The 22,117-nt window shown below is 73.4% G+C and carries 20 protein-coding genes; 11 read left to right on the forward strand and 9 right to left on the reverse strand.

What is annotated here, in order from left to right; genetic code table 11:
- Nucleotides 1-5: 5 nt before the first annotated feature.
- Nucleotides 6-347 (reverse strand): TlpA family protein disulfide reductase, encoded by a 342-nt coding sequence (locus ACF08D_RS19235; protein ID WP_392223906.1) that lies wholly within the window; start codon nucleotides 345-347, stop codon nucleotides 6-8.
- Between the two features lie 314 nt (nucleotides 348-661).
- Here ACF08D_RS19235 and ACF08D_RS19240 point away from each other — a divergent pair, with 314 nt between their 5' ends.
- A complete protein-coding gene (locus ACF08D_RS19240) occupies nucleotides 662-1,384 on the forward strand; it encodes a lysophospholipid acyltransferase family protein (RefSeq protein ID WP_392223907.1) in 723 nt (240 codons plus the stop codon).
- 18 nt (nucleotides 1,385-1,402) lie between these two features.
- Here the strand turns inward: ACF08D_RS19240 and ACF08D_RS19245 are convergent, their stop codons facing one another.
- The 4 genes from ACF08D_RS19245 to ACF08D_RS19260 all read right to left on the reverse strand — a co-directional run bounded on the left by ACF08D_RS19245 (nucleotide 1,403) and on the right by ACF08D_RS19260 (nucleotide 5,371).
- On the reverse strand, nucleotides 1,403-1,999 hold the full coding sequence (locus ACF08D_RS19245; protein ID WP_392223908.1) for a transglutaminase domain-containing protein: 597 nt from the start codon (nucleotides 1,997-1,999) through the stop codon (nucleotides 1,403-1,405).
- An 83-nt stretch (nucleotides 2,000-2,082) separates the two neighbouring features.
- On the reverse strand, nucleotides 2,083-3,201 hold the full coding sequence (locus ACF08D_RS19250; protein WP_392223909.1) for a threonine aldolase family protein: 1,119 nt from the start codon (nucleotides 3,199-3,201) through the stop codon (nucleotides 2,083-2,085).
- Entirely contained in the window at nucleotides 3,180-3,944 is a 765-nt protein-coding gene (locus tag ACF08D_RS19255) for an SDR family NAD(P)-dependent oxidoreductase (RefSeq protein WP_392224100.1), read from the reverse strand. Before ACF08D_RS19255 ends, ACF08D_RS19250 begins: the two co-directional genes overlap by 22 nt.
- Before the next feature lie 26 nt (nucleotides 3,945-3,970).
- Nucleotides 3,971-5,371 carry a DUF6421 family protein gene (locus ACF08D_RS19260; RefSeq protein WP_392223910.1) on the reverse strand — a complete coding sequence of 467 codons (1,401 nt, stop codon included), beginning with the start codon at nucleotides 5,369-5,371 and terminating at the stop codon, nucleotides 3,971-3,973.
- Between the two features lie 482 nt (nucleotides 5,372-5,853).
- Between ACF08D_RS19260 and ACF08D_RS19265 the strand changes: the two genes are divergently transcribed.
- Together ACF08D_RS19265 and ACF08D_RS19270 are read left to right on the forward strand one after the other, a co-directional pair.
- The gene (locus ACF08D_RS19265) at nucleotides 5,854-6,537 is read left to right on the forward strand and encodes a glycerophosphodiester phosphodiesterase (protein ID WP_392223911.1); all 684 of its coding nucleotides are present in this window, start codon (nucleotides 5,854-5,856) and stop codon (nucleotides 6,535-6,537) included.
- 188 nt (nucleotides 6,538-6,725) lie between these two features.
- Complete coding sequence (locus ACF08D_RS19270; RefSeq protein ID WP_392223912.1) at nucleotides 6,726-9,398, forward strand: ATP-dependent Clp protease ATP-binding subunit; 2,673 nt, start codon at nucleotides 6,726-6,728, stop codon at nucleotides 9,396-9,398.
- Nucleotides 9,399-9,408: 10 nt separating this feature from the next.
- Here the strand turns inward: ACF08D_RS19270 and ACF08D_RS19275 are convergent, their stop codons facing one another.
- Nucleotides 9,409-9,978 carry a GNAT family N-acetyltransferase gene (locus ACF08D_RS19275; RefSeq protein ID WP_392223913.1) on the reverse strand — a complete coding sequence of 190 codons (570 nt, stop codon included), beginning with the start codon at nucleotides 9,976-9,978 and terminating at the stop codon, nucleotides 9,409-9,411.
- A gap of 136 nt (nucleotides 9,979-10,114) precedes the next feature.
- Between ACF08D_RS19275 and ACF08D_RS19280 the strand changes: the two genes are divergently transcribed.
- The 4 genes from ACF08D_RS19280 to ACF08D_RS19295 all read left to right on the forward strand — a co-directional run bounded on the left by ACF08D_RS19280 (nucleotide 10,115) and on the right by ACF08D_RS19295 (nucleotide 13,442).
- Nucleotides 10,115-10,816 carry a DUF5134 domain-containing protein gene (locus tag ACF08D_RS19280; RefSeq protein ID WP_392223914.1) on the forward strand — a complete coding sequence of 234 codons (702 nt, stop codon included), beginning with the start codon at nucleotides 10,115-10,117 and terminating at the stop codon, nucleotides 10,814-10,816.
- 159 nt (nucleotides 10,817-10,975) lie between these two features.
- Entirely contained in the window at nucleotides 10,976-11,914 is a 939-nt protein-coding gene (locus ACF08D_RS19285) for a M56 family metallopeptidase (RefSeq protein ID WP_392223915.1), read from the forward strand.
- A gap of 49 nt (nucleotides 11,915-11,963) precedes the next feature.
- Entirely contained in the window at nucleotides 11,964-12,674 is a 711-nt protein-coding gene (locus tag ACF08D_RS19290) for a phosphatase PAP2 family protein (RefSeq protein ID WP_392223916.1), read from the forward strand.
- A gap of 120 nt (nucleotides 12,675-12,794) precedes the next feature.
- Nucleotides 12,795-13,442 carry a TetR/AcrR family transcriptional regulator gene (locus tag ACF08D_RS19295; protein ID WP_392223917.1) on the forward strand — a complete coding sequence of 216 codons (648 nt, stop codon included), beginning with the start codon at nucleotides 12,795-12,797 and terminating at the stop codon, nucleotides 13,440-13,442.
- Here the strand turns inward: ACF08D_RS19295 and ACF08D_RS19300 are convergent.
- Nucleotides 13,418-14,929 carry an LVIVD repeat-containing protein gene (locus ACF08D_RS19300; protein WP_392223918.1) on the reverse strand — a complete coding sequence of 504 codons (1,512 nt, stop codon included), beginning with the start codon at nucleotides 14,927-14,929 and terminating at the stop codon, nucleotides 13,418-13,420. The two genes, ACF08D_RS19295 and ACF08D_RS19300, sit on opposite strands and share 25 nt — an antisense overlap.
- Before the next feature lie 184 nt (nucleotides 14,930-15,113).
- On the opposite strand from ACF08D_RS19300, the gene ACF08D_RS19305 reads away from it, so the two are divergent.
- Together ACF08D_RS19305 and ACF08D_RS19310 are read left to right on the forward strand one after the other, a co-directional pair.
- Nucleotides 15,114-15,884 (forward strand): DUF305 domain-containing protein, encoded by a 771-nt coding sequence (locus tag ACF08D_RS19305; RefSeq protein WP_392223919.1) that lies wholly within the window; start codon nucleotides 15,114-15,116, stop codon nucleotides 15,882-15,884.
- Between the two features lie 91 nt (nucleotides 15,885-15,975).
- The gene (locus ACF08D_RS19310) at nucleotides 15,976-17,319 is read left to right on the forward strand and encodes an FAD-dependent oxidoreductase (RefSeq protein WP_392223920.1); all 1,344 of its coding nucleotides are present in this window, start codon (nucleotides 15,976-15,978) and stop codon (nucleotides 17,317-17,319) included.
- A 62-nt stretch (nucleotides 17,320-17,381) separates the two neighbouring features.
- Here ACF08D_RS19310 and ACF08D_RS19315 read toward each other — a convergent pair whose 3' ends face one another.
- Complete coding sequence (locus ACF08D_RS19315) at nucleotides 17,382-17,765, reverse strand: ArsR/SmtB family transcription factor (RefSeq protein ID WP_392223921.1); 384 nt, start codon at nucleotides 17,763-17,765, stop codon at nucleotides 17,382-17,384.
- 251 nt (nucleotides 17,766-18,016) lie between these two features.
- Between ACF08D_RS19315 and ACF08D_RS19320 the strand changes: the two genes are divergently transcribed.
- Entirely contained in the window at nucleotides 18,017-19,102 is a 1,086-nt protein-coding gene (locus tag ACF08D_RS19320; protein WP_392223922.1) for an NADH:flavin oxidoreductase/NADH oxidase, read from the forward strand.
- 90 nt (nucleotides 19,103-19,192) lie between these two features.
- Nucleotides 19,193-20,278: a WD40/YVTN/BNR-like repeat-containing protein gene (locus tag ACF08D_RS19325; RefSeq protein WP_392223923.1), complete on the forward strand. Its 1,086-nt coding sequence runs from the start codon at nucleotides 19,193-19,195 to the stop codon at nucleotides 20,276-20,278.
- Nucleotides 20,279-20,323: 45 nt separating this feature from the next.
- Here ACF08D_RS19325 and polX read toward each other — a convergent pair whose 3' ends face one another.
- On the reverse strand, nucleotides 20,324-22,051 hold the full coding sequence (gene polX, locus ACF08D_RS19330; RefSeq protein WP_392223924.1) for a DNA polymerase/3'-5' exonuclease PolX: 1,728 nt from the start codon (nucleotides 22,049-22,051) through the stop codon (nucleotides 20,324-20,326).
- Between the last annotated feature and the right edge of the window lie 66 nt (nucleotides 22,052-22,117).

Here is a 22,117-nt window from a genome sequence, read left to right on the forward strand (position 1 = left end):
GGCCGTCAGGGGGTGGCGGCCACGGCGTGACCGAGGGCGGCGACGACGTCGGCTCTTCGCGGCTGCCCGGCGGCGGTGCGGACGATCCGGCCCTCGCGGTCCAGGACCAGGGTGGTGGGCGTTCTGACGATGCCCAGGTCGCGTACGAGCGCGAGGCGCTGTTCGGCGTCGATCTCGACGTGGGCCACGCCGTCGACCATGTCCGCCACTTCGGCGAGGGTGCGGCGGGTCGCCCGGCAGGGCTGGCAGAAGGCGGTGGAGAACTGCACGAGCGTCGCCCGCTCGCCCAGCTCCGCGCCCAGCTCGTCCGCGCCGAGCCTCCTGGCCCGCGTCCCGGCCTCACGCACCGCGTCCTCCCCGCCTCTCACCGTCGTCCCGCGCCTCTCGTGCTCCCGGCCTACCCGGGTCGTCCCGGCGCCGCCGGGCGACCCTTCCGGGGTGCCGCCCGGTGCAGCGCTCCGGACGTCCGTAGGATTCCCGGGAGTGCGCGACGGACGCCTCCGGGCGGACATGACGTGATGAGAATCTCGCTGTCCGGAGTCGCCAGGACTGGCCTGGGCGCCCCTCATGGTGCACGATCGGCCCAATGCCGGATACCTACGGCTGCGTAACTTCCGCCGGGAGAATCCTCCCCAGGCACTGAAGAAGGGGTCTTCTCCCGATGGCAGAACTCGTCTATCGGCCGGTCATCGGCGCCGCTCTCACGATGTTCAAGGCGCTCGACCTGAAGATCGACACTCAGGGTTCGGAGAACATCCCCCGCACCGGTGGGGCCGTGCTGGTCAGCAACCACATCAGCTACCTCGACTTCATCTTCTCGGGCCTGGCGGCGCTGCCGCAGAAGCGCCTGGTGCGGTTCATGGCCAAGGACTCGGTCTTCCGGCACAAGATCTCCGGGCCGCTGATGCGCGGGATGAAGCACATCCCCGTCGACCGCCAGCAGGGCGAGGCCGCCTACCGGCACGCCCTGGAGTCGCTGCGCTCCGGCGAGATCATCGGTGTGTTCCCCGAGGCGACCATCTCCCCGTCCTTCACGCTCAAGAGCTTCAAGTCGGGCGCCGCCCGGCTGGCCCAGGAGGCGGGCGTACCGCTGATCCCGATGGCCGTGTGGGGCACCCAGCGGCTGTGGACCAAGGGCCGGCCGCGCAACTTCCGGCGCAGCCACATCCCGGTGACGATCCGGGTCGGCGAGCCGGTGGAGGCGCCGTCCGACCAGTACGCCGGGGCGATCACGCGCCGGCTGCGCGAGCGGGTGCAGGAGCTGCTGGAGGCCGCCCAGCGGGCGTACCCGGTGCGTCCCAGGGACGCGGCCGACACCTGGTGGATCCCGGCGCACCTCGGGGGCACCGCGCCGACGCCGGCCGAGGTCCGCGAGGCCAACTGACGCGTCCCGCGTCCCGCGTCAGGCGCGGGTGGGCGGCAGGTGCGTGGGCAGCAGCGCTTCCAGGTGGGAGCGGTCGCGGGCGGCCTTCAGGGCGTCCAGCACCAGCGGGTGCGGTGCGGCATACAGCGCCGGGTAGTCCGCTTCGTCGAACTCCGGGCGTACGGTGAAGGCGACCTGCTCCCGGTCGGTACGGAACCGTGCCGCCGCACCGGCCGCGCCCCCGCGCGGGTCCTGCCGGACCCAGCCGCCGCCCCCGGGGAGCCGTACGGCGATCAGCCCGTGCACCACCTCGAACTTCTGGTAGCAGAGGGCGGCGGGGATGGAGCGGGCGCGCAGCAGCGCCGCGAGGGCGTGCGCCTTGGCGTGGCAGATCCCGGTGCCCAGGGCGAGTGCGTCGGAGGCGCGCCAGGTGACGCGCCGGTCGCCGGTGTCCCTCGAGTGCGGGATGCGGTCACGTACGTACGCGAAGGCCGCCTCCGCGTATGTGTATGCGTCGTCGCCGTGCTCGGCCGCGAGCCGGTCCGCGACCGCGCGGACGTGGGGATGCTCGTGGTCGACGGCCTCGTCGGCGGCCAGATAGGCGGATGCGTCGTCCGCGAGGAGGGTCGGTTCCATGGTGGCCGACCCTATGATCACGGCCGACCGGATTCAATCGAATTCCGGTCGGCCGTATACCCATGCAGAAGGTGGGTGCACCGTCAGCCGCGGGCCATCTCTTCCTTGAGGGCCAGCAGGAAGGCGTCGACGTCGTCCTCGGTGGTGTCGAAGGAGCACATCCAGCGGACGTGCCCGGCCGCCTCGTCCCAGAAGTAGAACCGGAACCGCTCCTGGAGCCGCCGGGTGACCTCCTGGGGCAGCCGGGCGAACACCGCGTTGGCCTGCACCGGGTAGAGGATCTCCACCCCGTCCACCGCGCGGACGCCCTCCGCGAGGCGCTGCGCCATCGCGTTGGCGTGCCGGGCGTTGCGCAGCCACAGGTCCTTGGCGAGCAGCGCCTCGAACTGCACCGACACGAAGCGCATCTTGGAGGCGAGCTGCATCGACATCTTGCGCAGGTGCTTCATGTACCGGGCGGCGTCCGGGTTGAGCGTGACCACGCACTCGCCCGCCAGCATGCCGTTCTTCGTCCCGCCGAAGGACAGCACGTCCACCCCGACCGCGTTGGTGAACGCCCGCATCGGGACGTTCAGCGAGGCGGCCGCGTTGGCTATCCGGGCGCCGTCGAGGTGCACCTTCATGCCCAGTGCGTGGGCGTGGTCCACGATCGCGCGGACCTCGTCCACGGTGTAGACCGTGCCCAGTTCGGTGTTCTGGGTGATCGAGACGACCTGCGGCATGGCCCGGTGCTCGTCGTCCCAGCCGAACGCCTGACGGTCGATCAGCTCGGGGGTGAGCTTGCCGTCCGGGGTGCGCACGGTGAGCAGCTTGAGCCCCGCCATCCGCTCGGGCGCGCCGCCCTCGTCCACGTTGATGTGGGCGGACTCGGCGCAGATCACCGCGCCCCAGCGGTCGGTGAGCGACTGGAGGGCGGTGACATTGGCGCCGGTGCCGTTGAAGACCGGGAACGCCTGGGCGGTGGGCCCGAAGTGACTGTGCATCACCCGCTGGAGGTGGTCGGTGTAGACGTCCTCGCCGTAGGCGACCTGGTGGCCGCCGTTGGCGAGGGCGATCGCCGCGAGGATCTCCGGGTGGACCCCGGCGTAGTTGTCGCTGGCGAATCCCCGGACGTCCGGGTCGTGACGGCGCCGGGCGTCGGTCCTGACGGGGCGCGCGGCGCCGCCGGCGGCGTCGGGGGTCACGGCTTGGGGGTCAGCCACAGGCGCTGTCCATTCACTTCCCGGGCGGGCTTGTCCCAGACGGCGGCGATCTCGTCGGCCAGATCCGTGACGTCCGTGAAGCCCGCGAACTTCGCGTTCGGGCGCTCGGCGCGCATGGCGTCGTGCACCAGAGCCTTCACGACCAGGATCGTAGCCGCCGCCTTCGGGCCCTCCTCGCCGCCCGCCTTGCGGAAGGCGTCACCGAGCGCGAGGGTCCACGCCTCGGCCGCGGCCTTGGAGGCGGAGTAGGCGGCGTTGCCGGCGGTGGGCTTGCTGGCGCCGGCGGCGCTGACCAGGACGTAGCGGCCGCGGTCGCTGCGCAGCAGCCCGTCGTGGAAGGCCAGCGAGGTGTGCTGGACGGTGCGGATGAGCAGCTTCTCCAGCAGCGTCCAGTCGGCGAGGTCCGTCGCGGCGAAGGTGGCGCTGCCGCGCCAGCCGCCGACCAGGTGGACCAGGCCGTCCACCCGGCCGAACTCCTTCTCGGTCTTGTCGGCCCACTCCCGGGCGGCGCCCAGGTCGAGCAGGTCCACGGTGTCGCCCACGACGGTGGCCCCGCCGTGCGCGTACCGGGCGGCGTCGACCGCCTCGGCGAGGCGCTCGGGGTCCGCGTCGGAGGCGACCACGGTCGCACCGGCCTCCGCGAGCCGCAGCAGGGCGGCGCGCCCGGCCGCTCCCGCCGCTCCGGCCACCGCGACCACGGCACCCTCGAGCGGGCCGCCGTCTCCGTTGCCCTTGCCGTTCATGGTCGTCGTCTCCTCCGTACGAGAGCTCACGCGGCGGCCCTCTCGCCGGCCTTCGCGGCGGTGATGCCCTTGGTGGAGGCGATCACGTTCTTCAGCTTCTTGGAGAGGGCCTCATAGAACATGCTGAGCGGAAACTCGTCGGGAAGCACGTCGTCCACGAGCTTGCGCGGCGGCAGGGTCAGGTCGAGGGCGTCGGGGCCCTTGGCCCAGCGGGAGCCGGGGTGCGGGGCGAGGTAGGTGGAGACCAGGTCGTACGCGGCGAACCAGTGGACCAGCTTGGGGCGGTCGATGCCGTCGCGGTACAGCTGCTCGATCTCACCGCACAGCTGGTTGGTCACCCGCGGGGCGCGCTCCCAGTCGATGTGCAGGGTGTTGTCGGTCCAGCGCACCACGTCGTGCTTGTGGAGGTACGCGAAGAGGAGCTGGCCGCCGAGGCCGTCGTAGTTCCGGTTGCGGTCGCCGGTGACCGGGAAGCGGAACATCCGGTCGAAGAGCACGGCGTACTGGACGTCGCGGCCGTGCGGGTTGCCCTCGGCCTCCAGCTTCACGGCCTCCTTGAAGGCGGTGAGGTCGCAGCGCAGCTCCTCCAGGCCGTACATCCAGAACGGCTGGCGCTGCTTGATCATGAACGGGTCGAACGGCAGGTCGCCGTGGCTGTGGGTGCGGTCGTGGACCATGTCCCAGAGCACGAACGCCTGCTCGCAGCGCTTCTGGTCGCCGAGCATCGCGCGGATGTCCTCAGGCAGCTCCAGGCCGAGGAGGTCCACGGCGGCCTCCGTGACGCGGCGGAAGCGGGCGGCCTCGCGGTCGCAGAAGATGCCGCCCCAGCTGAAGCGCTCGGGGGCCTCGCGGACGGCGATGGTCTCCGGGAAGAGCACGGCCGAGTTGGTGTCGTACCCGGCGGTGAAGTCCTCGAAGGTGATGCCGCAGAACAGCGGGTTGTCGTAGCGGGTGGCCTCCAGCTCGGCGAGCCACTCCGGCCAGACCATGCGCAGGACGACGGCTTCCAGGTTGCGGTCCGGGTTGCCGTTCTGCGTGTACATCGGGAACAGCACCAGGTGCTGGAGTCCGTCGACCCGGTCGGCGGCCGGCTGGAAGGCCAGCAGCGAGTCCAGGAAGTCGGGCACGGCGTAGCCGCCGTCGGCCCAGGCGCGCAGGTCGGTGACGAGCGCCCGGTGGTAGGCGGTGTCGTGCGGGAGCAGCGGGGAAAGCTGCTCGACGGCGGCGACGACCCGGTCCAGGGTGGTGTCGACGACGGCACGGGAGGGCGCGCCCTCGGCCTCGAAGTCGATGGAGCCGTCCGCGGACTGCCAGGGGCGGATCTCCTCCACGGCATCCTTGAGCGCGGGCCAGGCCGGGTGGTCGATCACCCGGGCAGCGGCGGTCACGTCCCCGCCCACAGCGTCCTGCACAAGAATTTCCGTCATCACCATTCCTCCACGGGAGAACCTCGCGTCAAAGAACCGTATCCATGTCCGGTTCTCCACCACAAGGGGAGGCGGAAGAAATTATCCTGTCGACCCCCCGTGGTCGCCGCTGTTTTTCCTGCCGGAGCGGGGCGAGGCGACGGCTTCCACGGACTCACGCCCTCCGGTCGGGCGGCGGACCGGCCCCCGGCGGTCGTGCCCAACGGAGCGTCCGCGTACGGGCGGAGGGCGTCGCACCGCACCCGGGCGGCCTCCCCGGCCGCTTTCCCGCTCCCCGCTCCCCGCTCCCCGCGAAGGGGTTCTCCTGCCCCCCGCCGGCGGCCGTACGCCACCCGGCGCGCCACTTTCCCGCCGTCCTGCGCCTTCCTCCCGCCTTCCCGCGCGGGACGGCTTCCGTCCTCCCCCGGGATCGTTAGGCTGCGACGGTGCCGCCGGCGGCACGGCGCCGCGCGGCTCCCTCCGTCGACGGAAGCGAGAAGATCTTGAGTTTCCTCACCATCGGTCATCGCGGAGTCATGGGTGTCGAGCCGGAGAACACCCTGCGGTCCTTCGTCCGCGCGGAGCACGCCGGGATGGACGTCATCGAGCTGGACCTGCACCTGAGCAAGGACGGGGCGCTCGTGGTCATGCACGACGCCGACGTCGACCGGACGACCGACGGCACCGGGGCCATCGCCGACAAGACGCTCGCCGAGCTGCGCGGGCTCGACGCCGGGCTCGGCGAGCGGATCCCGGTGTTCGAGGAGGTCCTCGACGCCGTGCGCATCCCGATCCAGGCGGAGATCAAGGACGTGGCGGCGGCCCGGGCGCTCGCCGAGGTGATCCACCGGCGGGGACTGGCCGGGCGGGTCGAGGTCTCTTCGTTCCACGACGAGGCGGTCGCCGAGATCGCCCGGATGGTGCCGGGCGTCCGCACGGTGCTCATCGCCAGTCACTGGGGCGACGACGTGGTGGCGCGGGCCCTGGCGGTGGGTGCGGGCACGCTGGCGCTGAACATCCGGCGCCTCACCCTGGAGACCACCGAGCGGGCCCGCGCGGCGGGGCTCGGCGTCATCGCCTGGGTCGTCAACACCCCGCAGCACCTGCGGCTGGTCCGGGCCCTGGAGCTGGACGGCGCCACCACGGACCACCCCGAGATCCGGCGTACGGGCCGCTTCACGGCCTGATCACCCGGCTCCCGGCCGGCCCGGTCCGGCGCGTCCCGGCCCGGCCGGATCACCCGGACGGGCCGGACCGCATGCGTACCGTTCGTCACAGGTGTAACCGGAATGCGCTCGGGAACCCGCGACCTGGATCCAGCAGGTCTTCTCGTACAGCGTGTCCCGGCCACCGTCGGACACCGGAACGGACGCATATGAGCAGCGGTTTCATGGGTCCGGAGGGTTACGGCTCCGACCCGTTCAGCGAGTTCCTGGCCCGCTTCTTCGGGGGCGGCTCGGGGTCGCCTCCCGCGGGTGGGCGGCCCGTCCCCCGGTACATCGACATCGGGCGCCTGATGAGTGAGCCCGCCCGCCGGATGGTGGGCGACGCCGCCTCGTACGCGGCCGAGCACGGCAGTACCGACCTGGAGACCGAGCACCTGCTGCGCGCCGCCCTCGCCACCGAGCCGACGCGTGACCTGATCGCCCGCGCCGGCGCCGACCCGGACGCCCTGGCGGAGGAGATCGACCGCACCGCAGGCGAGGGGCCGCCGCAGTCCCGGATCGCCGTCACCCCGGCGGTCAAGCGGGCGCTGCTCGACGCCCACGACCTGGCCCGGCACACCGGCGCCTCCTACATCGGCCCCGAGCACGTCCTCGCGGCCCTGGCGTCCAACCCGGAGTCCGCGGCGGGCCGCATCCTGAACGCCGCCAAGTTCGACCCGGGCTCCGTGCCGGGGCCCGGCCCGGGCCGCGGCGGCGGCCAGGGGCCGTGGGTGGGTGACGCCGAGCCCCGGCCGGCGCCCCAGCACGGCACGCCGACGCTCGACAAGTACGGCCGCGACCTCACCGACCTCGCCCGGGCCGGGCGCATCGACCCGGTCATCGGGCGCGAGGACGAGATCGAGCAGACCGTGGAGGTACTGTCCCGGCGCGGCAAGAACAACCCCGTCCTGATCGGCGACGCCGGTGTCGGCAAGACCGCCATCGTCGAGGGCCTGGCGCAGCGCATCGCCGAGCACGACGTGCCGGACACCCTGCGCGACCGCCGGGTCGTCGCCCTGGACCTGTCGGGCGTCGTCGCCGGCACCCGCTACCGGGGCGACTTCGAGGAGCGGCTGAACGCCATCATCGAGGAGATCCGCGCGCACTCGGGCGAGCTGGTCGTCTTCATCGACGAGCTGCACACGGTCGTCGGCGCGGGAGCGGGCAGCGGGGGCGGCGACAGCGGCTCCATGGACGCGGGCAACATGCTCAAGCCCGCGCTCGCCCGGGGCGAGCTGCACGTCATCGGCGCGACGACCATGGAGGAGTACCGCCGCTACATCGAGAAGGACGCGGCGCTCGCCCGGCGCTTCCAGCCGATCCTGGTGCCCGAGCCCAGCCCGGAGGACGCGGTGGAGATCCTGCGCGGGCTCCAGGACCGCTACGAGGCGCACCACCAGGTCCGCTACACGGACGGCGCGCTGCTGGCCGCCGTCGAGCTGTCCGACCGCTATCTCACCGAGCGCTTCCTGCCCGACAAGGCCATCGACCTGATCGACCAGGCGGGCGCCCGGGTCCGGCTGCGGACGCACACCGACACCGACGCGCGGGCGCTGGAGCGGCAGGCCGAGCAGCTGGCGCGGGACAAGGCGCAGGCGGTGGCCGACGAGCAGTACGAGAAGGCGACCGAGCTGCGCGACCGCATCCAGGAGATCAACGAGCGGCTCCGGGCCGGGTCCGGCGAGCGGCCGTCGGGCGACGGCACGGTCGTCGAGGTCACCGCCGAGGACATCGCCGAGGTCGTCAGCCGGCAGACCGGCATCCCGGTCAGCAGCCTGACCCAGGAGGAGAAGGACCGCCTCCTGGGGCTGGAGGAGCATCTGCGCCGCCGGGTGGTCGGCCAGGACGAGGCCGTCACGGCCGTGTCCGAGGCGGTGCTCCGCTCGCGGGCGGGCCTGGCGGATCCGAGGCGGCCGATCGGCAGCTTCCTCTTCCTCGGCCCGACCGGGGTGGGCAAGACCGAGCTGGCGCGGGCGCTGGCGGACGCCCTGTTCGGCAGCGACGAGCGGATGGTCCGGCTGGACATGAGCGAGTTCCAGGAGCGGCACACCGTCAGCCGGCTCGTCGGCGCCCCGCCCGGCTACGTCGGCCACGAGGAGGCCGGCCAGCTCACCGAGGCGGTACGGCGCCACCCGTACTCGCTGCTCCTGCTGGACGAGGTCGAGAAGGCGCACCCGGATGTCTTCAACATCCTGCTCCAGGTGCTGGACGACGGGCGGCTGACCGATTCCCAGGGCCGCACGGTCGACTTCAAGAACACGGTGATCGTGATGACCAGCAACCTGGGTTCCGAGGCGATCGGCACCGGGCGCGGGGTGCTCGGCTTCGGCGCCGGCGGCGGGGACGCGGACGAGGACGCCGCGCGGGAACGGGCGCTGCGGCCGCTGCGCGAGCACTTCCGGCCCGAGTTCCTCAACCGCATCGACGAGATCGTCCTCTTCCGGCGCCTGGACGAGGACCAGCTGCGGCGCATCACCGACCTGCTGCTGGAGGACACCCGGCGCCGGATGCGGGCCCAGGACGTCACGCTGGACCTCTCGCCGGAGGCGGTCGACTGGCTGGCCCGGCGCGGCCACCAGCCCGAGTACGGGGCCCGCCCGCTGCGGCGCACCATCCAGCGCGAGGTGGACAACCGGCTGTCCCGGCTCCTGCTGGACGGGCGGCTGCCGGCCGGCGGCCGGGTCCTGGTGACGGTCGGCGACGGCCGGCTGGCGTTCCGCACCGAGGGCCCGGAGCGGCCGGGCGACACCGGTCCGCGCGACGACCGGCCCCGGGACACCGGTTCGCTGGGCAAGCCGGGCGCCATGGACCGCGCGCCGGGAACGGGGTCGGCGCCGATCTAGGCCGGGCCGGTCATCCGGCGGTCGGGGCTCCGGTCAGGTCCTTGACGAGCAGTTCGAAGCGCAGGTCGTCGCGGCGCGGCAGGCCGAAGCGCTCGTCGCCGTACGGGAACGGGGACGTCCGTCCCGTACGGCGGTAGCCGCGCCGCTCGTACCAGGCGATCAGCTCCTCGCGGACCGAGATCACCGTCATGTGCATCTCGCGGGCGCCCCACGCGTCGGCGGCGAGCCGCTCCGCCGCCGTGAGGACGCGCCGGCCGAGGCCACCGCCCTGGAGGCCGGGGCGGACGGCGAACATGCCGAAGTAGGCGGCGTCGCCCCGGTGTTCGAGCTGGCAGCAGGCCACGATCGTCCCGGCGCGCTCCACCACCAGGAGGCGGGAGCCGGGCGAGGTGATGACCTCGCGGACGCCCTCGGGGTCGGTGCGCTGCCCGTCCAGGATGTCCGCCTCGGTGGTCCAGCCGGCGCGGCTGGAGTCGCCCCGGTACGCCGACTCGACCAGCTCGACGAGCGCGGGTACGTCGGCCTCGGTGGCGTCCCGGTAGATCAGTTCGTCCGCCCCCGGGGGCATCGCGGTGTCCATGGGTCTCCCTCACGCTCGGTTGCCCTTCCGGAGCCTAACGCGCCCTGTGCGCGCTCCCCCTCACGCCCCTGCGCTCGCGTGCGCCCTCCCCGGTCCGGGCATGTCCCTGGAGCCGTCTCGCCCAGGGAGGTACGTCGTGCACGGTTCCGCGGTGTCCGGGTGGCTGCTGGTGGCGCTGTGCGGTGCGGCCGGGGTGGCCTGCCTGCTGCGGGCGGCCGGGGGTACGGGCGCGGAGCGCCGGGTGGCGGCGGACGAGGCGGTGATGGGCCTCGGCATGGCCGTGATGGCGGTCCCGGCGGCGGCCGTGGGCCCCCCGGGGTGGGCGTGGGCGGTGTACGCGGCGGTGTTCGGCGCCGCGGCGGCCCGCGCGCTGTGGGCGACCCGTGGACCGCGGGCGGCCCGGTCGCGGGGGGCGGCCCGGTCGCCGGGGGCGGGGGGCGGCGGGGCGGGACACCAGCTGCACCACGCGGTGGGGTCGCTGGCGATGGTCTACATGGCGGTGGCGATGGCCGGGACGGACGCCCACGCGGCCCATGCGGCGGGCGGGGTGCCGCTGGTGACGGGCGCCCTGCTCGTCTACTACGCGGCGTACGTGATGCGGGCGGGGGCACGGCTGGTGCCCCCGGGGCCTGCCGGATCGGCGGGGCGTGAGGGGCTGGTGGTGCATGAGGGGCTGGTGCACGAGGGAGCCGTGGTGTATGAGGGAGCGGTGGTGGGCGAGGGAGCGGCGGGGCACAAGGGACCGGTGGCGCGCGAGGGAGCCGTGGGACCGGAGGTGGCTCTGGCGTACCGGGTGGTGATGGGAATGGCGATGCTGGCGATGCTCGGGTCGCTGTGACGAGGCGGGGGCGCCGGAGGGGCGGGCTGCGGACGCGGCGGGGGCGCCGGAGGGGCGGGGCTGCGGATTCCGGGGCGGCGCGCCACGGAATCCGTGGTGTGCGTCACTTGACGCCCCGGGCCATACCGGTGCGTAGCCCGTCGCTCATAAGGTGAGCCCATGCTGGTCTCCCTCGCGCTGCTCGGGCTCGGCCTTCTCACCGCCGTGGCGGCTCCGCGCATGCTGGCGCGGGTCGAGTGGCCGGAGCGCGAGCCGGTGGTGGCGCTGTGGGTGTGGCAGTGCGTGGTGGCCGCGGTGCTGCTGTGCTTCGCGCTGTCGATGACGTTCAGCGCGGCGGCCGCCTGGCAGGCGGTACGGGGCCATGTGTTCGCGCCCGCGCCGCGCGCGGTGGTCGAGGCGTACGAACTGGGCGCCCATGGCCCGTGGTCGGCCGTGCTCGCGGTGCTGCTGGCGTGCGGCGGGCTGTGGACCGGGGCGATGCTCACCCGCGAGGTGCGGCGCGCCCGGCTGCGGCACCGGCACAAGCGCGCCGAACTGCGGGACCGTTCCCCGCTGTTGCCGGGCGAGGAGCCGGGGCCGGACGCTCTGGTGCTGCTGGAGGGCGAGCGGCCGGACGCGTGGCGGCTGCCCGGGCCGGTGCCCCGGCTGGTGGTCACCACGGCCGCGCTGCGGCGACTGAAGGGGCATCAGCTGGACGCGGTGCTGGCCCACGAACAGGGTCACGCGCGGGCGCGCCACGACTGGCTGCTGCACTGCTCGTCGGCGCTGGCCACCGGGTTCCCGCAGATCCCGGTGTTCGCGGCCTTCCGGGACGAGATGCACCGGCTGGTGGAGCTGGCGGCGGACGACGTGGCCTCCCGGCGGTACGGGCGGCTCACGATCGCCCTCGCCCTGGTCGAACTGAACGAGGACCGGGGCGTGTTCGGCCCCTGCCCCGCCGCCGACGCCCAGCTGCCGCGCCGGGTGCACCGCCTGCTCACCGCCGAGCCGCGCCTGCCGGCCTCCCGCCGCCTGCGCCTCACCGCCGCCGGGGCGTTCGTCCCGGTGGTCCCGCTGCTGGTGGCGTTCGTGCCGGCCCTGCGGGCGGCGCTGGGGTAGCACCGAACGGGGTGGTAATACCCGGGCGGGGTCCGGGGAGGATCAGTGCATGCGCTCCCCCACCTCCTCCGCCACCCGTTCCTCGTCCGCCTCCGCCGTGGCCCTCTGGTCGGGCGTCCTGTCCGCCGTGCTGCTGGCCCTGGTCGCCGCCGAGTGGGGTCCGCTGATCGCCTTCGACCGGACGGTGGCGGACGGGATGCACGACTCGGCCGTCCGCAGCCCCGGACTCACCGGCGTCAACCGAATCCTCAGCGACTGGGTGTGGGATCCGTGGGCGATGCGCGGGCTGGTGGCGGTGGTGGTGGTGTGGCTGTGGTGGCACGGGGAGCGGCTGCTCGCCGTGTGGGCGGCGGCGGTGAGCCTGACCGCGTCCGCCGTCCAGCAGCTGCTCAAGGCGGTCGTGGGCCGCGACCGGCCGCAGTGGCCGGACCCGGTGGACACGGCCCACTTCGCGGCCTTCCCGTCCGGCCACGCCATGACGGCCGCCGCCACCTTCGGGCTGCTGCTGTGGCTGCTGGCCCGGCGCGGCGCGGACCGGCGGCTGCGGACGGCCGTGCTGGCCGCCGGCGTGCTGTCGGTGCTGGGCGTCGGCCTGACCAGGGTGTACCTGGGCGTGCACTGGGCCACGGACGTGCTGGGGGGCTGGCTGCTGGGCGTGTGCCTCGTGTCCGTCGGGGTGCTGGTGTACGAGCGGACGGCGCGGCGCCGGGCCGGGGCGGGCGGCGGGGCGGAGGGGCCCGGGGCGGGCGGCGGGGCGTAGCGCCCGGGCCCGTACGCAGGGCAGAGCGTCCTCCCGGTCTGGACGATCCCCCGCGTCGCCCAGACCGGAAGGCACGCCCTGAGTATATTGGCTGCGAGCCAGTCAACGCAGGAGTTATGCATGTCCCCGCGCAGCGCATCGGTCAATGAAGAGCTGCGGCGGCGTTCCCGGGAGCGGCTGCTCCAGGCGACGGTCGAGCTGGTCGCCGAACGGGGGTACGAGGCGACGACGCTGGCCGACATCGCGGACCGGGCCGGTTCGGCGCGGGGGCTGGTGTCGTACTACTTCCCGGGGAAGCGGCAGCTGCTCCAGTCGGCGGTGCACCGGCTGATGCACCTGACGCTCCAGGCGGCACTGGAGCGGGAGCCGCGCAGCGAGGACGGGCGGGAGCGGCTGGCGCGGGCCATCGACGCGATCCTGGGGCTGGCGGTGGACCAGCCGCTGCTGATGCGTACGCACATGGCGGGCATCCTCCAGGCGGAGGGCTTCGTGCAGGGGCCGGAGCAGCAGCGCCTCGCGTTCCTGCTGCGGGACACGATGGACCGCTTCGGGTCGCGGAACGTGGACACCGACTACCCGCTGCTGCGGGCGCTGCTGATGGGCGCCGTCTTCGCCGTCCTGCTGCCGGGCGCGCCGATGGCGCCGGCGCGGCTGCGGGCGGAGCTGTTCCAGCGGTACGGGCTGGACTGGGAGCTGGGCGTGCCGCCGGCCGGGGGGCCGCCCGGCGGCACGCCCGGCGACGGTCAGTCGTCGAAGTCCTCCGCGTAGTCGGGCTGCGTCTGGACGTTGAGCTCGTGCATCCGGACGCGCTTGGCCGGGTCGGTGCGGCGGTCGTCGAGCCTCAGCACGTCGAGGCCCTTGACCATGTCGTTCGAGTAGATGTGGCCGTTGTAGTAGTACGCGGACCAGGAGCCGCCGCCGACCAGCTGGTCGGCGCTAATCGGGCCGCGCTCGAAGTAGGCGATCTCCCGGGGCCGGGCGGAGTCGGTGAAGTCCCAGACGGAGACGCCGCCCTGGTACCACGCCTGGACCATGAGATCCCTGCCCCTGACCGGGATGAGGGAGCCGTTGTGGGCGACGCAGTTCTCGGTGTCCGCCTGGTGGCGGTCGATCTTGTAGTAGCTGCGGAACACCAGTTTGCGCCGGTCGCCCTTGCCGACGATGTCGTAGATCCCGTCGGCGCCCCGGTCCGGGCCGACCTCGGCGTTGCAGGTGGCGGCGCCGCCACCGCCCAGCTCGTCGGTGAACACGACCTTGTTCGCGCGCTGGTTGAAGGTCGCAGAGTGCCAGAAGGCGAAGTTGACGTTGTCCTGGACCCGGTCGATGACCTTGGGACGCTCGGGGTCCTTGATGGAGAAGAGGATGCCGTCACCCATGCAGGCGCCGGCCGCGAGGTCCTTGGAGGGCAGCACGGTGAGGTCGTGGCAGCCGGTGGTCTTGGTGACGCCGGGGTTGGTGGGCGCGCCGGGGTTGCCGCCCCCGTCGGGTCCCTCACCCGGGAAGAGGACCGGGAAGCCCACGACCGCCGCCTTCTCCGGCGCCTTGCGCGGCACCTTGATCACGGAGATGCCGTCGTGCGGCGGCCGGCAGTCGGGGAAGGCGGCGCTGGGCGAGTACGAGGAGACGTAGACGTACACGTTCCTGCGCTCGGGGACCAGGGTGTGGGTGTGGGAGCCGCAGGCGGTCTCGACGGCGGCGACGTACTTCGGGTTCCGCTTGTCGCTGATGTCGAAGATCTTCACGCCCTCCCAGGAGGACTTCTCGGTGGCGGGCTGCGTGGTGCTGGTGCAGGAGTCGTCGCTGCGCGAGGAGTCGGTCGAGAGGAAGAGCAGGTCGCCGGAGACGGACACGTCGTTCTGCGAGCCGGGGCAGAGGACCTGGGCGACGGTCTTCGGGGATGCGGGTCTGGATATGTCGAAGATCCGGAAGCCGTCGTAGTTGCCGGCGAAGGCGTACTTGCCCTGGAAGGCCAGGTCGGAGTTGATGCCGGTGAACGCCTCGCGCGGGACGTTGGCGAGGTGCGTGATGTTGGGGCTGTGGACGATCTCGTCCACGCCCGGTATCTCGCCCGAGCGGATGGCGGCGCGGGCCTCCGCCTCTTCCTGGGCGGAGACGGTCCCCGGGGGTGCCGGGACGTCTCCGGGGTCGGGGACGGCGCCCGCGGGCGCGGCCGTCAGGAGGGTCGCAAGAAGTCCGGCGGCGGCGGTGGCCACGCCCAGACGTCTGCGTCGCACGGTGGTGCGCGACGGGGTCATCGCGTCGTTCTCCTTCTGTCTCGGTTCCCGGTCTTTTCTCGGTGTCTCGCCGTTCAGAGCCGAAAGGAGCGTCGTCCGGCAGTATCGTCCTTCGCATGTACATCTCAATAGCCCCCGCACGGCCGTACTGAGGGTCCGCCGGCGCACCGCCGGTCCCGCCGTCCCCGCGCCTCTGGAGGTCTGGGTGTCCCAGCGCAGCACGAGCGTCGTGGCCATAGCCGTCCTGACCGCCGCCCTCGCCCTGGGAGCGTGCGACCCGGAGCCCCGGGACACGGGCGGGGAATCGCAGACGAGAGCGGCCGGCGGGGGCGGCGGGACCGTGGTGGCCCCCGGGAAGCCGGGTGAGCCCGCGAGGACGCTGTCCCCGGAGGAGGCGCGCGCCGCGGTGCCCCCGGACACGCCCAACTCCGCGGACTTCGCGTACGTCGAGATGATGATCGTCCACCATGGCCAGGCCCTGGAGATGACCGCGCTCGTCCCCCAGCGGGCGGCGTCCACGCAGGTCAAGCAGGTGGCCGCGCGGATCGCGGCGGCCCAGCGGCCGGAGGTCGGCGCGATGCGGGGTTGGCTGGAAAAGCACCGCGGGTCCCGGCCGTCCGGCACACCCGGAGAGGGGCACGGGCACGGCACGGGACACGGGCATGGCTCGGGGCAGGGCTCGGGGGGCGGTTCGGGGCAGGGCTCGGGGGGCGGTTCGGGGCAGGGTCCAGGGGGCGGTTCGGGGCACGGCTCAATGCCGGGCATGGCGACCGCCGGCCAGCTGGAGCGCCTGCGGGCGGCGCGCGGCCCGGCCTTCGACGAGCTGTTCCTGACCCTGATGATCACCCACCATCAGGGGGCGGTCACCATGGCCACCGAGGCGCTCTCTCAGGGCAACAACGTGCTGGTGGAGGAGATGGCCAATGACGTGATCGCCCAGCAGACGGCCGAGATCGTCCGGATGCGCGGGATGTGACGGGAGCCGCCGGGCCGCGCGGCACGTCCCGCGTCCGGCTTTCCGGTGGTTTCGGTGGGATGCTGGGAGTCCCGCGGGAAGGAGCGCAGCAGTGCTTCGAGTCGCCGTCGTCGGTTCCGGCCCCAGCGGGGTCTACACCGCCCAGTCGCTGGTCGAGCAGACCCTCGTCCCGGACGTGCGGGTGCACGTCCTGGACCGGCTGCCGTGCCCGTACGGCCTCGTCCGGTACGGCGTGGCCCCGGACCACGAGAAGATCAAGTCCCTGCAGCACAACCTACGCACCGTGCTGGAGCACGAGCGGATCGCCTTCCTGGGCCATGTCGAGGTCGGCCGGGAGCTGACCCCGGCGCGGCTGCTGGAGCTGTACCACGCGGTCGTCTACTGCGTGGGCGCAGCCAGGGACCGCCGCCTGGGCGTCCCCGGCGAGGACCTGCCCGGCAGCTTCTCGGCCACCGAGTTCGTCTCCTGGTACAGCGCCCATCCGGACGCGGCCCCGGGCGGCTTCGTGCTCGGGGCCCGGTCGGCGGTGGTGATCGGGGTGGGCAATGTGGCCGTCGACGTCGCCCGCATCCTGGCGCGCGGACCGGAGGAGCTGCACGGCACCGACGTGCCGGAGGCGGCGCTGGGGGCGCTGGCGGCGAGCCGGGTGCGGGAGGTGCACATGGTGGGGCGGCGCGGGCCGTCGCAGGCCAGGTTCACCACCAAGGAGCTGCGAGAACTGGGCGCGATGCCCGGCGCGCGGGTGGAGGTGGACCCCGCGGACCTGGCCCTGGACCCGGCGTACGCCGATCCGGCGGGGCTCCCTGCGGTCAGCCGGCGCAATGTCGAGGTGGTGCGCGCCTGGGCGGAGCCCACCGGGTGGGAGCCCCGGGCGCGGACGATCCGGGTGCGCTTCTTCCTGCGGCCGGTGGAGGTGCTGGAGCGGGACGGCAGGGTCGCCGGGGTGCGCTTCGAGCGGACGGTGCCGGACGGGGCCGGGGGTGTGCGCGGGACCGGGGCGTACGAGGACGTGGCGGCGCAGCTGGTGCTGCGGGCGGTCGGCTATCGCGGCGTGCCGCTGGAGGGGCTGCCGTTCGACGAGGTGCGCGGGACGGTGCCGCACGCGTCGGGGCGGGTCCTGCGGGACGGGGTGCCGTCGGCGGGCGAGTACGTCGCGGGGTGGATCAAGCGCGGCCCGACCGGGGTGATCGGCACCAACCGGCCGTGTGCCAAGGAGACGGCCGGCTCACTGCTGGCGGACGCCCCGGCGCTGGCCCGGCGGGCGGTGGCGGAGGACCCGGTGGCCGCGCTGCGGGCGTGGGGCCTGCAACCGGTGGAGTGGCCTGGGTGGCTGTCCATCGAACGCGCGGAGGAGGCTCTGGGGCGGACCCTGGGGCGCGGCACGGTCAAGATCGCCGACTGGCCGGGCCTGCTGGCGGCGGCCGGCCAGGATTGAGGCGCCTGAGGCGGACCGGGCCCGGTCGGCCCCGGCACGGGGTCAGGGGGCGTCGCCCCGGGTCAGGGGGCGCCCAGGCGGGCGGTCTGGGCGTCGGCGGCGGCGAGGACCGCGTCCAGGAGGCCGGGGAAGAGCGCGCCCAGGGCGTCCTCGCGGAGGGCGTTCATCTTGGCGGTGCCCCGGTAGGTCTGGCGGATGACGCCGCTCTCGCGCAGGACCCGGAAGTGGTGGGTGGTGGTCGACTTGGTCACCGGCAGTTCGATGCCCGAGCACGCCACCTCCCCGTCCGCCGCCGCCAGTTCGCGGACGACACGCAGGCGCATGGGGTCGGACAGGGCGTGGAGGACGGCTTCGAGGCGGATCTCCTCGCGCGCGGGGTGCGCGAGGTCGCGCGGGCTGGTCGCGGAGGCGGTCACGGCGGCTCCCCTTCGGTCGGGCGGCTCCATGGTACGAGAGCGCTCGTAGTTCGGCGGACGTAGTACTTCGACGGATCTGGTCGTTCGAGGGATCAGGTCGTTCGAGGGATCTGGCAGTTCGGCGGATCAGGTCGTTTCGACGGATCAGATAGTTCGACGACTCTCATAGTTTGACAGATGACGTACTACGAGGACTATCGTACGACCCGTACCCCGGTCCCACCGGTCCCGCAGTCCGCCGGTCCACCGGTCGATCCGTCCGTCGTGAATGGAGTCCCGCCGTGAGCGCACTGTTCGAGCCCCGTACCCTGCGGTCGCTGACCATCCCGAACCGCGTCTGGATGGCGCCGATGTGCCAGTACTCCGCCGAGGCCACCGGGCCGCACGCGGGCGTGGCGGGCGACTGGCACTTCGCCCACTACGCGGCCCGGGCGGCGGGCGGCACCGGCCTGATCCTGCTGGAGGCCACCGCCGTCTCCCCGGAGGGCCGCATCAGCCCGTACGACCTCGGCCTCTGGAACGACACGCAGGTCGAGGCGCTGCGCCGGATCACCGGCTTCCTGAAGAGCCAGAACACCGTCCCCGGGATCCAGCTCGCCCACGCCGGCCGCAAGGCGTCCACCGACCGCCCCTGGAAGGGCGGCGCCCCGGTGGGTCCCGACGCGGACGGCTGGCGGCCCGTCCTCGCGCCGAGCCCGCTGCCGTTCGACGAGGGGCACCCGGTGCCCGAGGAGCTGTCCCGGGAGGCGATCCACGCGATCGCCGCCGACTTCGCGGCGGCGGCCCGCCGGGCGCTGGACGCGGGCTTCCAGGTGGTGGAGATCCACGGTGCGCACGGGTACTTGATCGGCGAGTTCCTCTCCCCCCACAGCAACCACCGCACCGACGAGTACGGCGGCTCCTTCGAGAACCGCACCCGGTTCGCCCTGGAGGTGGTCGACGCGGTGCGCGCGGTCTGGCCCGACGAGCTGCCGCTGTTCTTCCGGATCTCGGCCACCGACTGGCTGGAGGGCACGGCCGGCTGGACCGGCGACGACACGGTCCGCTTCGCCGCGCTGCTCCGGGAGCACGGGGTGGACCTGCTGGACGTGTCGACCGGCGGCAACGCCCCGCGCGTCCGCATCCCCGTCGGCCCGGGCTACCAAGTGCCGTTCGCCGCGCGGGTGAAGGCGGAGGCCGGGTTGCCGGTGGCCGCGGTGGGGCTCATCACGGAACCCCGGCAGGCGGAGAAGATCGTCGCCAACGGCGAGGCGGACGCGGTGCTGCTCGGCCGGGAGCTGCTGCGCAACCCCTCGTGGGCGCGGCACGCCGCCCGGGAGCTGGGTGCTGAGCCGCATGTCCCGGTGCAGTACCACCGCTCCGTCTGACCTGCGCGGACGCCGTCCTGGGCGCCGGTTGTCAGTGGCGGGGTGCAAACTGACCCCATCCGCGACAAAGGCGTCCAGGAGGTGTCGGCGATGACCGACGTGCTACTGACCGTAGGCACCCGCAAGGGGCTGTTCACCGGCCGCAGGCGAGGCGGCCGGTGGGAGTTCGAGGGCCCGCACTTCAATGCCCAGGCCGTGTACGCGATCGGCATCGATCTGCGCGGGAGCACGCCCCGGCTGCTGGCCGGCGGGGACAGCGCGCACTGGGGGCCGTCGGTGTTCCACTCCGACGACCTCGGGGCGTCCTGGACCGAGCCGGTGCGGCAGGCCGTCAAGTTCCCGAAGGACACCGGGGCTTCGCTGGAGCGGGTCTGGCAGCTCCACCCGGCCGGCCCGGCGGCTCCCGGGGTGGTGTACGCGGGCACCGAGCCCGCCGCGCTGTTCCGCTCCGAGGACGGCGGGGAGAGCTTCGAGCTGGTCCGGCCGCTGTGGGAGCACCCCACCCGGTCGCGGTGGGAGCCGGGCGGGGGCGGAGAGGGGCTTCACACGGTCGTCACCGACCCGAGGACCCCGGACGCCGTGACGGTCGCGGTGTCGACGGCCGGGGTGTTCCGCACCCTCGACGGCGGCGCGAGCTGGTCGCCGTCCAACCGGGGCGTGTCGGCGGTGTTCCTGCCCGACCCCGACCCCGAGTTCGGCCAGTGCGTGCACAAGATCGCGCAGGACGCCGGCGACCCGGACCGGCTGTATCTCCAGAACCACTGGGGGGTCTACCGCAGCGACGACTCCGGGGCCTCCTGGAAGGACATCGGCGCCGGCCTGCCCTCGGACTTCGGCTTCGCGGCGGTGGCGCACCCGCACCGCACCGGCGTGGCGTACGTCTTCCCCATCACGGCCGACTCCGACCGCGTCCCGGCCGGGCGCCGCTGCCGGGTGTACCGCACCGGTGACGCGGGCGCCAGCTGGGAGGCCCTGTCGGCCGGTCTGCCGGAGGGCGACCACTACGGCACCGTGCTGCGTGACGCGATGTGCACCGACGGCGCCGACCCGGCGGGCGTCTACTTCGGCAACCGCAATGGCGAGGTGTACGCGAGCGCGGACGACGGCGACAGCTGGCAGTTGCTCGCCTCGCACCTGCCGGACGTGCTGTGCGTCCGGGCGGCGGTGGTCGGCTGACGGCCGCGCCGCCCCGGCCGGCTCGGGGGCTCCGGCCCGCCGCCGTCAGGGCCTGCCCTTGCGCAGGAAGCGCCGCAGCCGGGCCAGGGGCCAGGTGTTGATGACGTCGTCCTTGGTGAGCCAGCCGCGCTGGGCGGTGCCCACTCCGTACCGCATGTACGGCAGGTGCGTGACGGAGTGGGCGTCGGAGTTCACCGCGAACTTCACCCCGTGGCGCTTGGCGCGCAGGATCTCCTCGTCGCGCAGGTCCAGCCGTTCGGGGTGGGCGTTGATCTCCAGCGCGGTGCCGGTGGCGGCGCACGCCGCGTACACCGCGTCGAAGTCGGCGTCCAGGCCGGGGCGTTTGCCGATGCGGCGGGTGGTGGGGTGGCCGATGACGGAGACGTACGGGTTCTCGCAGGCGCGCACGAACCGGCGGGTGAGGGCCTCCCGGCTCTGGTTGAAGTGCGAGTGCACGGACGCCACGCAGAGGTCGAAGCCCGCCAGGAAGTCGGCCGGCCAGTCGACGTCGCCGTCGGGGCCGATGTTCAGCTCCGTGCCGTGCAGCAGGCGCATCCCGTGGTGCTTGCGGTCGAGTTCCCGTACGCGCTCGCGCTGGGCGAGCATCTTCTCGTCGGTCATGCGCTGCATGTACAGGTCGGGGGCGTGGTCGGTGATGGCGTAGTAGGCGTAGCCGCGGGCAGCGGCGGCGGCGACCATGTCCTCCAGCGGGGCGAGCCCGTCGGTGAGGTCGGTGTGGGTGTGCAGGTCGCCCCGGACGTCCTCGTCGCGGACGAGGTCCGGGATCTCGTCGCGGAGCCCGGCGGCGATCTCGCCCCGGTCCTCGCGCAGCGCCGGGGGGATCCAGGGGAGACCGAGGCGGGCGTAGATCTCCTCCTCGGTCTCCGAGGTGACGAGGTCGCCGCTCTCGGCGTCGAAGAGCCCGTACTCCGACAACTTGAGCCCCTGGCGCACGGCGATCTCGCGGGTGCGGATGTTGTGCGCCTTCGAGCCGGTGAAGTACTGGAGTCCCGCTCCCCAGGAGGCGGGGGGCAGCACCCGGAGGTCCACCTGGAGGCCCTTGGTGGTGCGGACGGACGTCTTCTTCGCACCGTGGGCGATGGTCTCGGCGGTCTGCGGCAGGGCGGTCAGCGCCGCCATGAACGGTGCCGCCTCCTCGGCCGCGACGAGGATGTCGATGTCGCCGATGGTCTCCCGCATCCGGCGCAGCGATCCGGCGTACGAGCACCGCACGCAGCCGGGAAGGGCGGAGAGCTCGCCGGTGATCTGTTCGGCCACGTCCATGGCGGCGCCGATCAGGACGCGGCCCTCCCCCGCCCTCTGCATCAGCGCGATGCCGTGCAGGATGTTCGCCTCGGTCTTCTCGCCGAAGCCCCTGAGGTCGCGCAGCCGCTCCTGGTGGATGGCGTCGAGCAGCCCGTCCACGGAGGTCACGCCCAGCTCCTCGTGGAGCACCATGGCCTTCTTCGGCCCCAGGGTGGGGATGGTGATCAGCTCCCGCACGCCCGGCGGGATCGACGCCCTGGTCTCCTCGATGGTGGCGACCTGGCCGGAACGGAGGTACTCGACGACCTTGTCGGCGATCGACCGGCCGACGTTGGGGATGTCCCGCAGGCTCTTGGCGTCGAGGCCGGCGACGTCGGCGTGGTGGCCGCCGATGGCACGGGCCGCCTTCTCGTAGGCGCGCGCCTTGAAGGCGTCGCCTCCGGTGATGGCGATGAGGTCGGCGTACTCCTGGAGCAGCGCCTCGACCTCCTCGTTGGCGCGGGGCATACCTCCAGGGTGCTCCGGCCCGGCCGGGCGGGCACCCCGGGACGAGGGCCCCGGACGGGACGGCGC

The sequence above is a fragment of the Streptomyces sp. NPDC015131 genome (genome assembly GCF_043079975.1).
Taxonomy (GTDB): Bacteria; Actinomycetota; Actinomycetes; order Streptomycetales; family Streptomycetaceae; genus Streptomyces.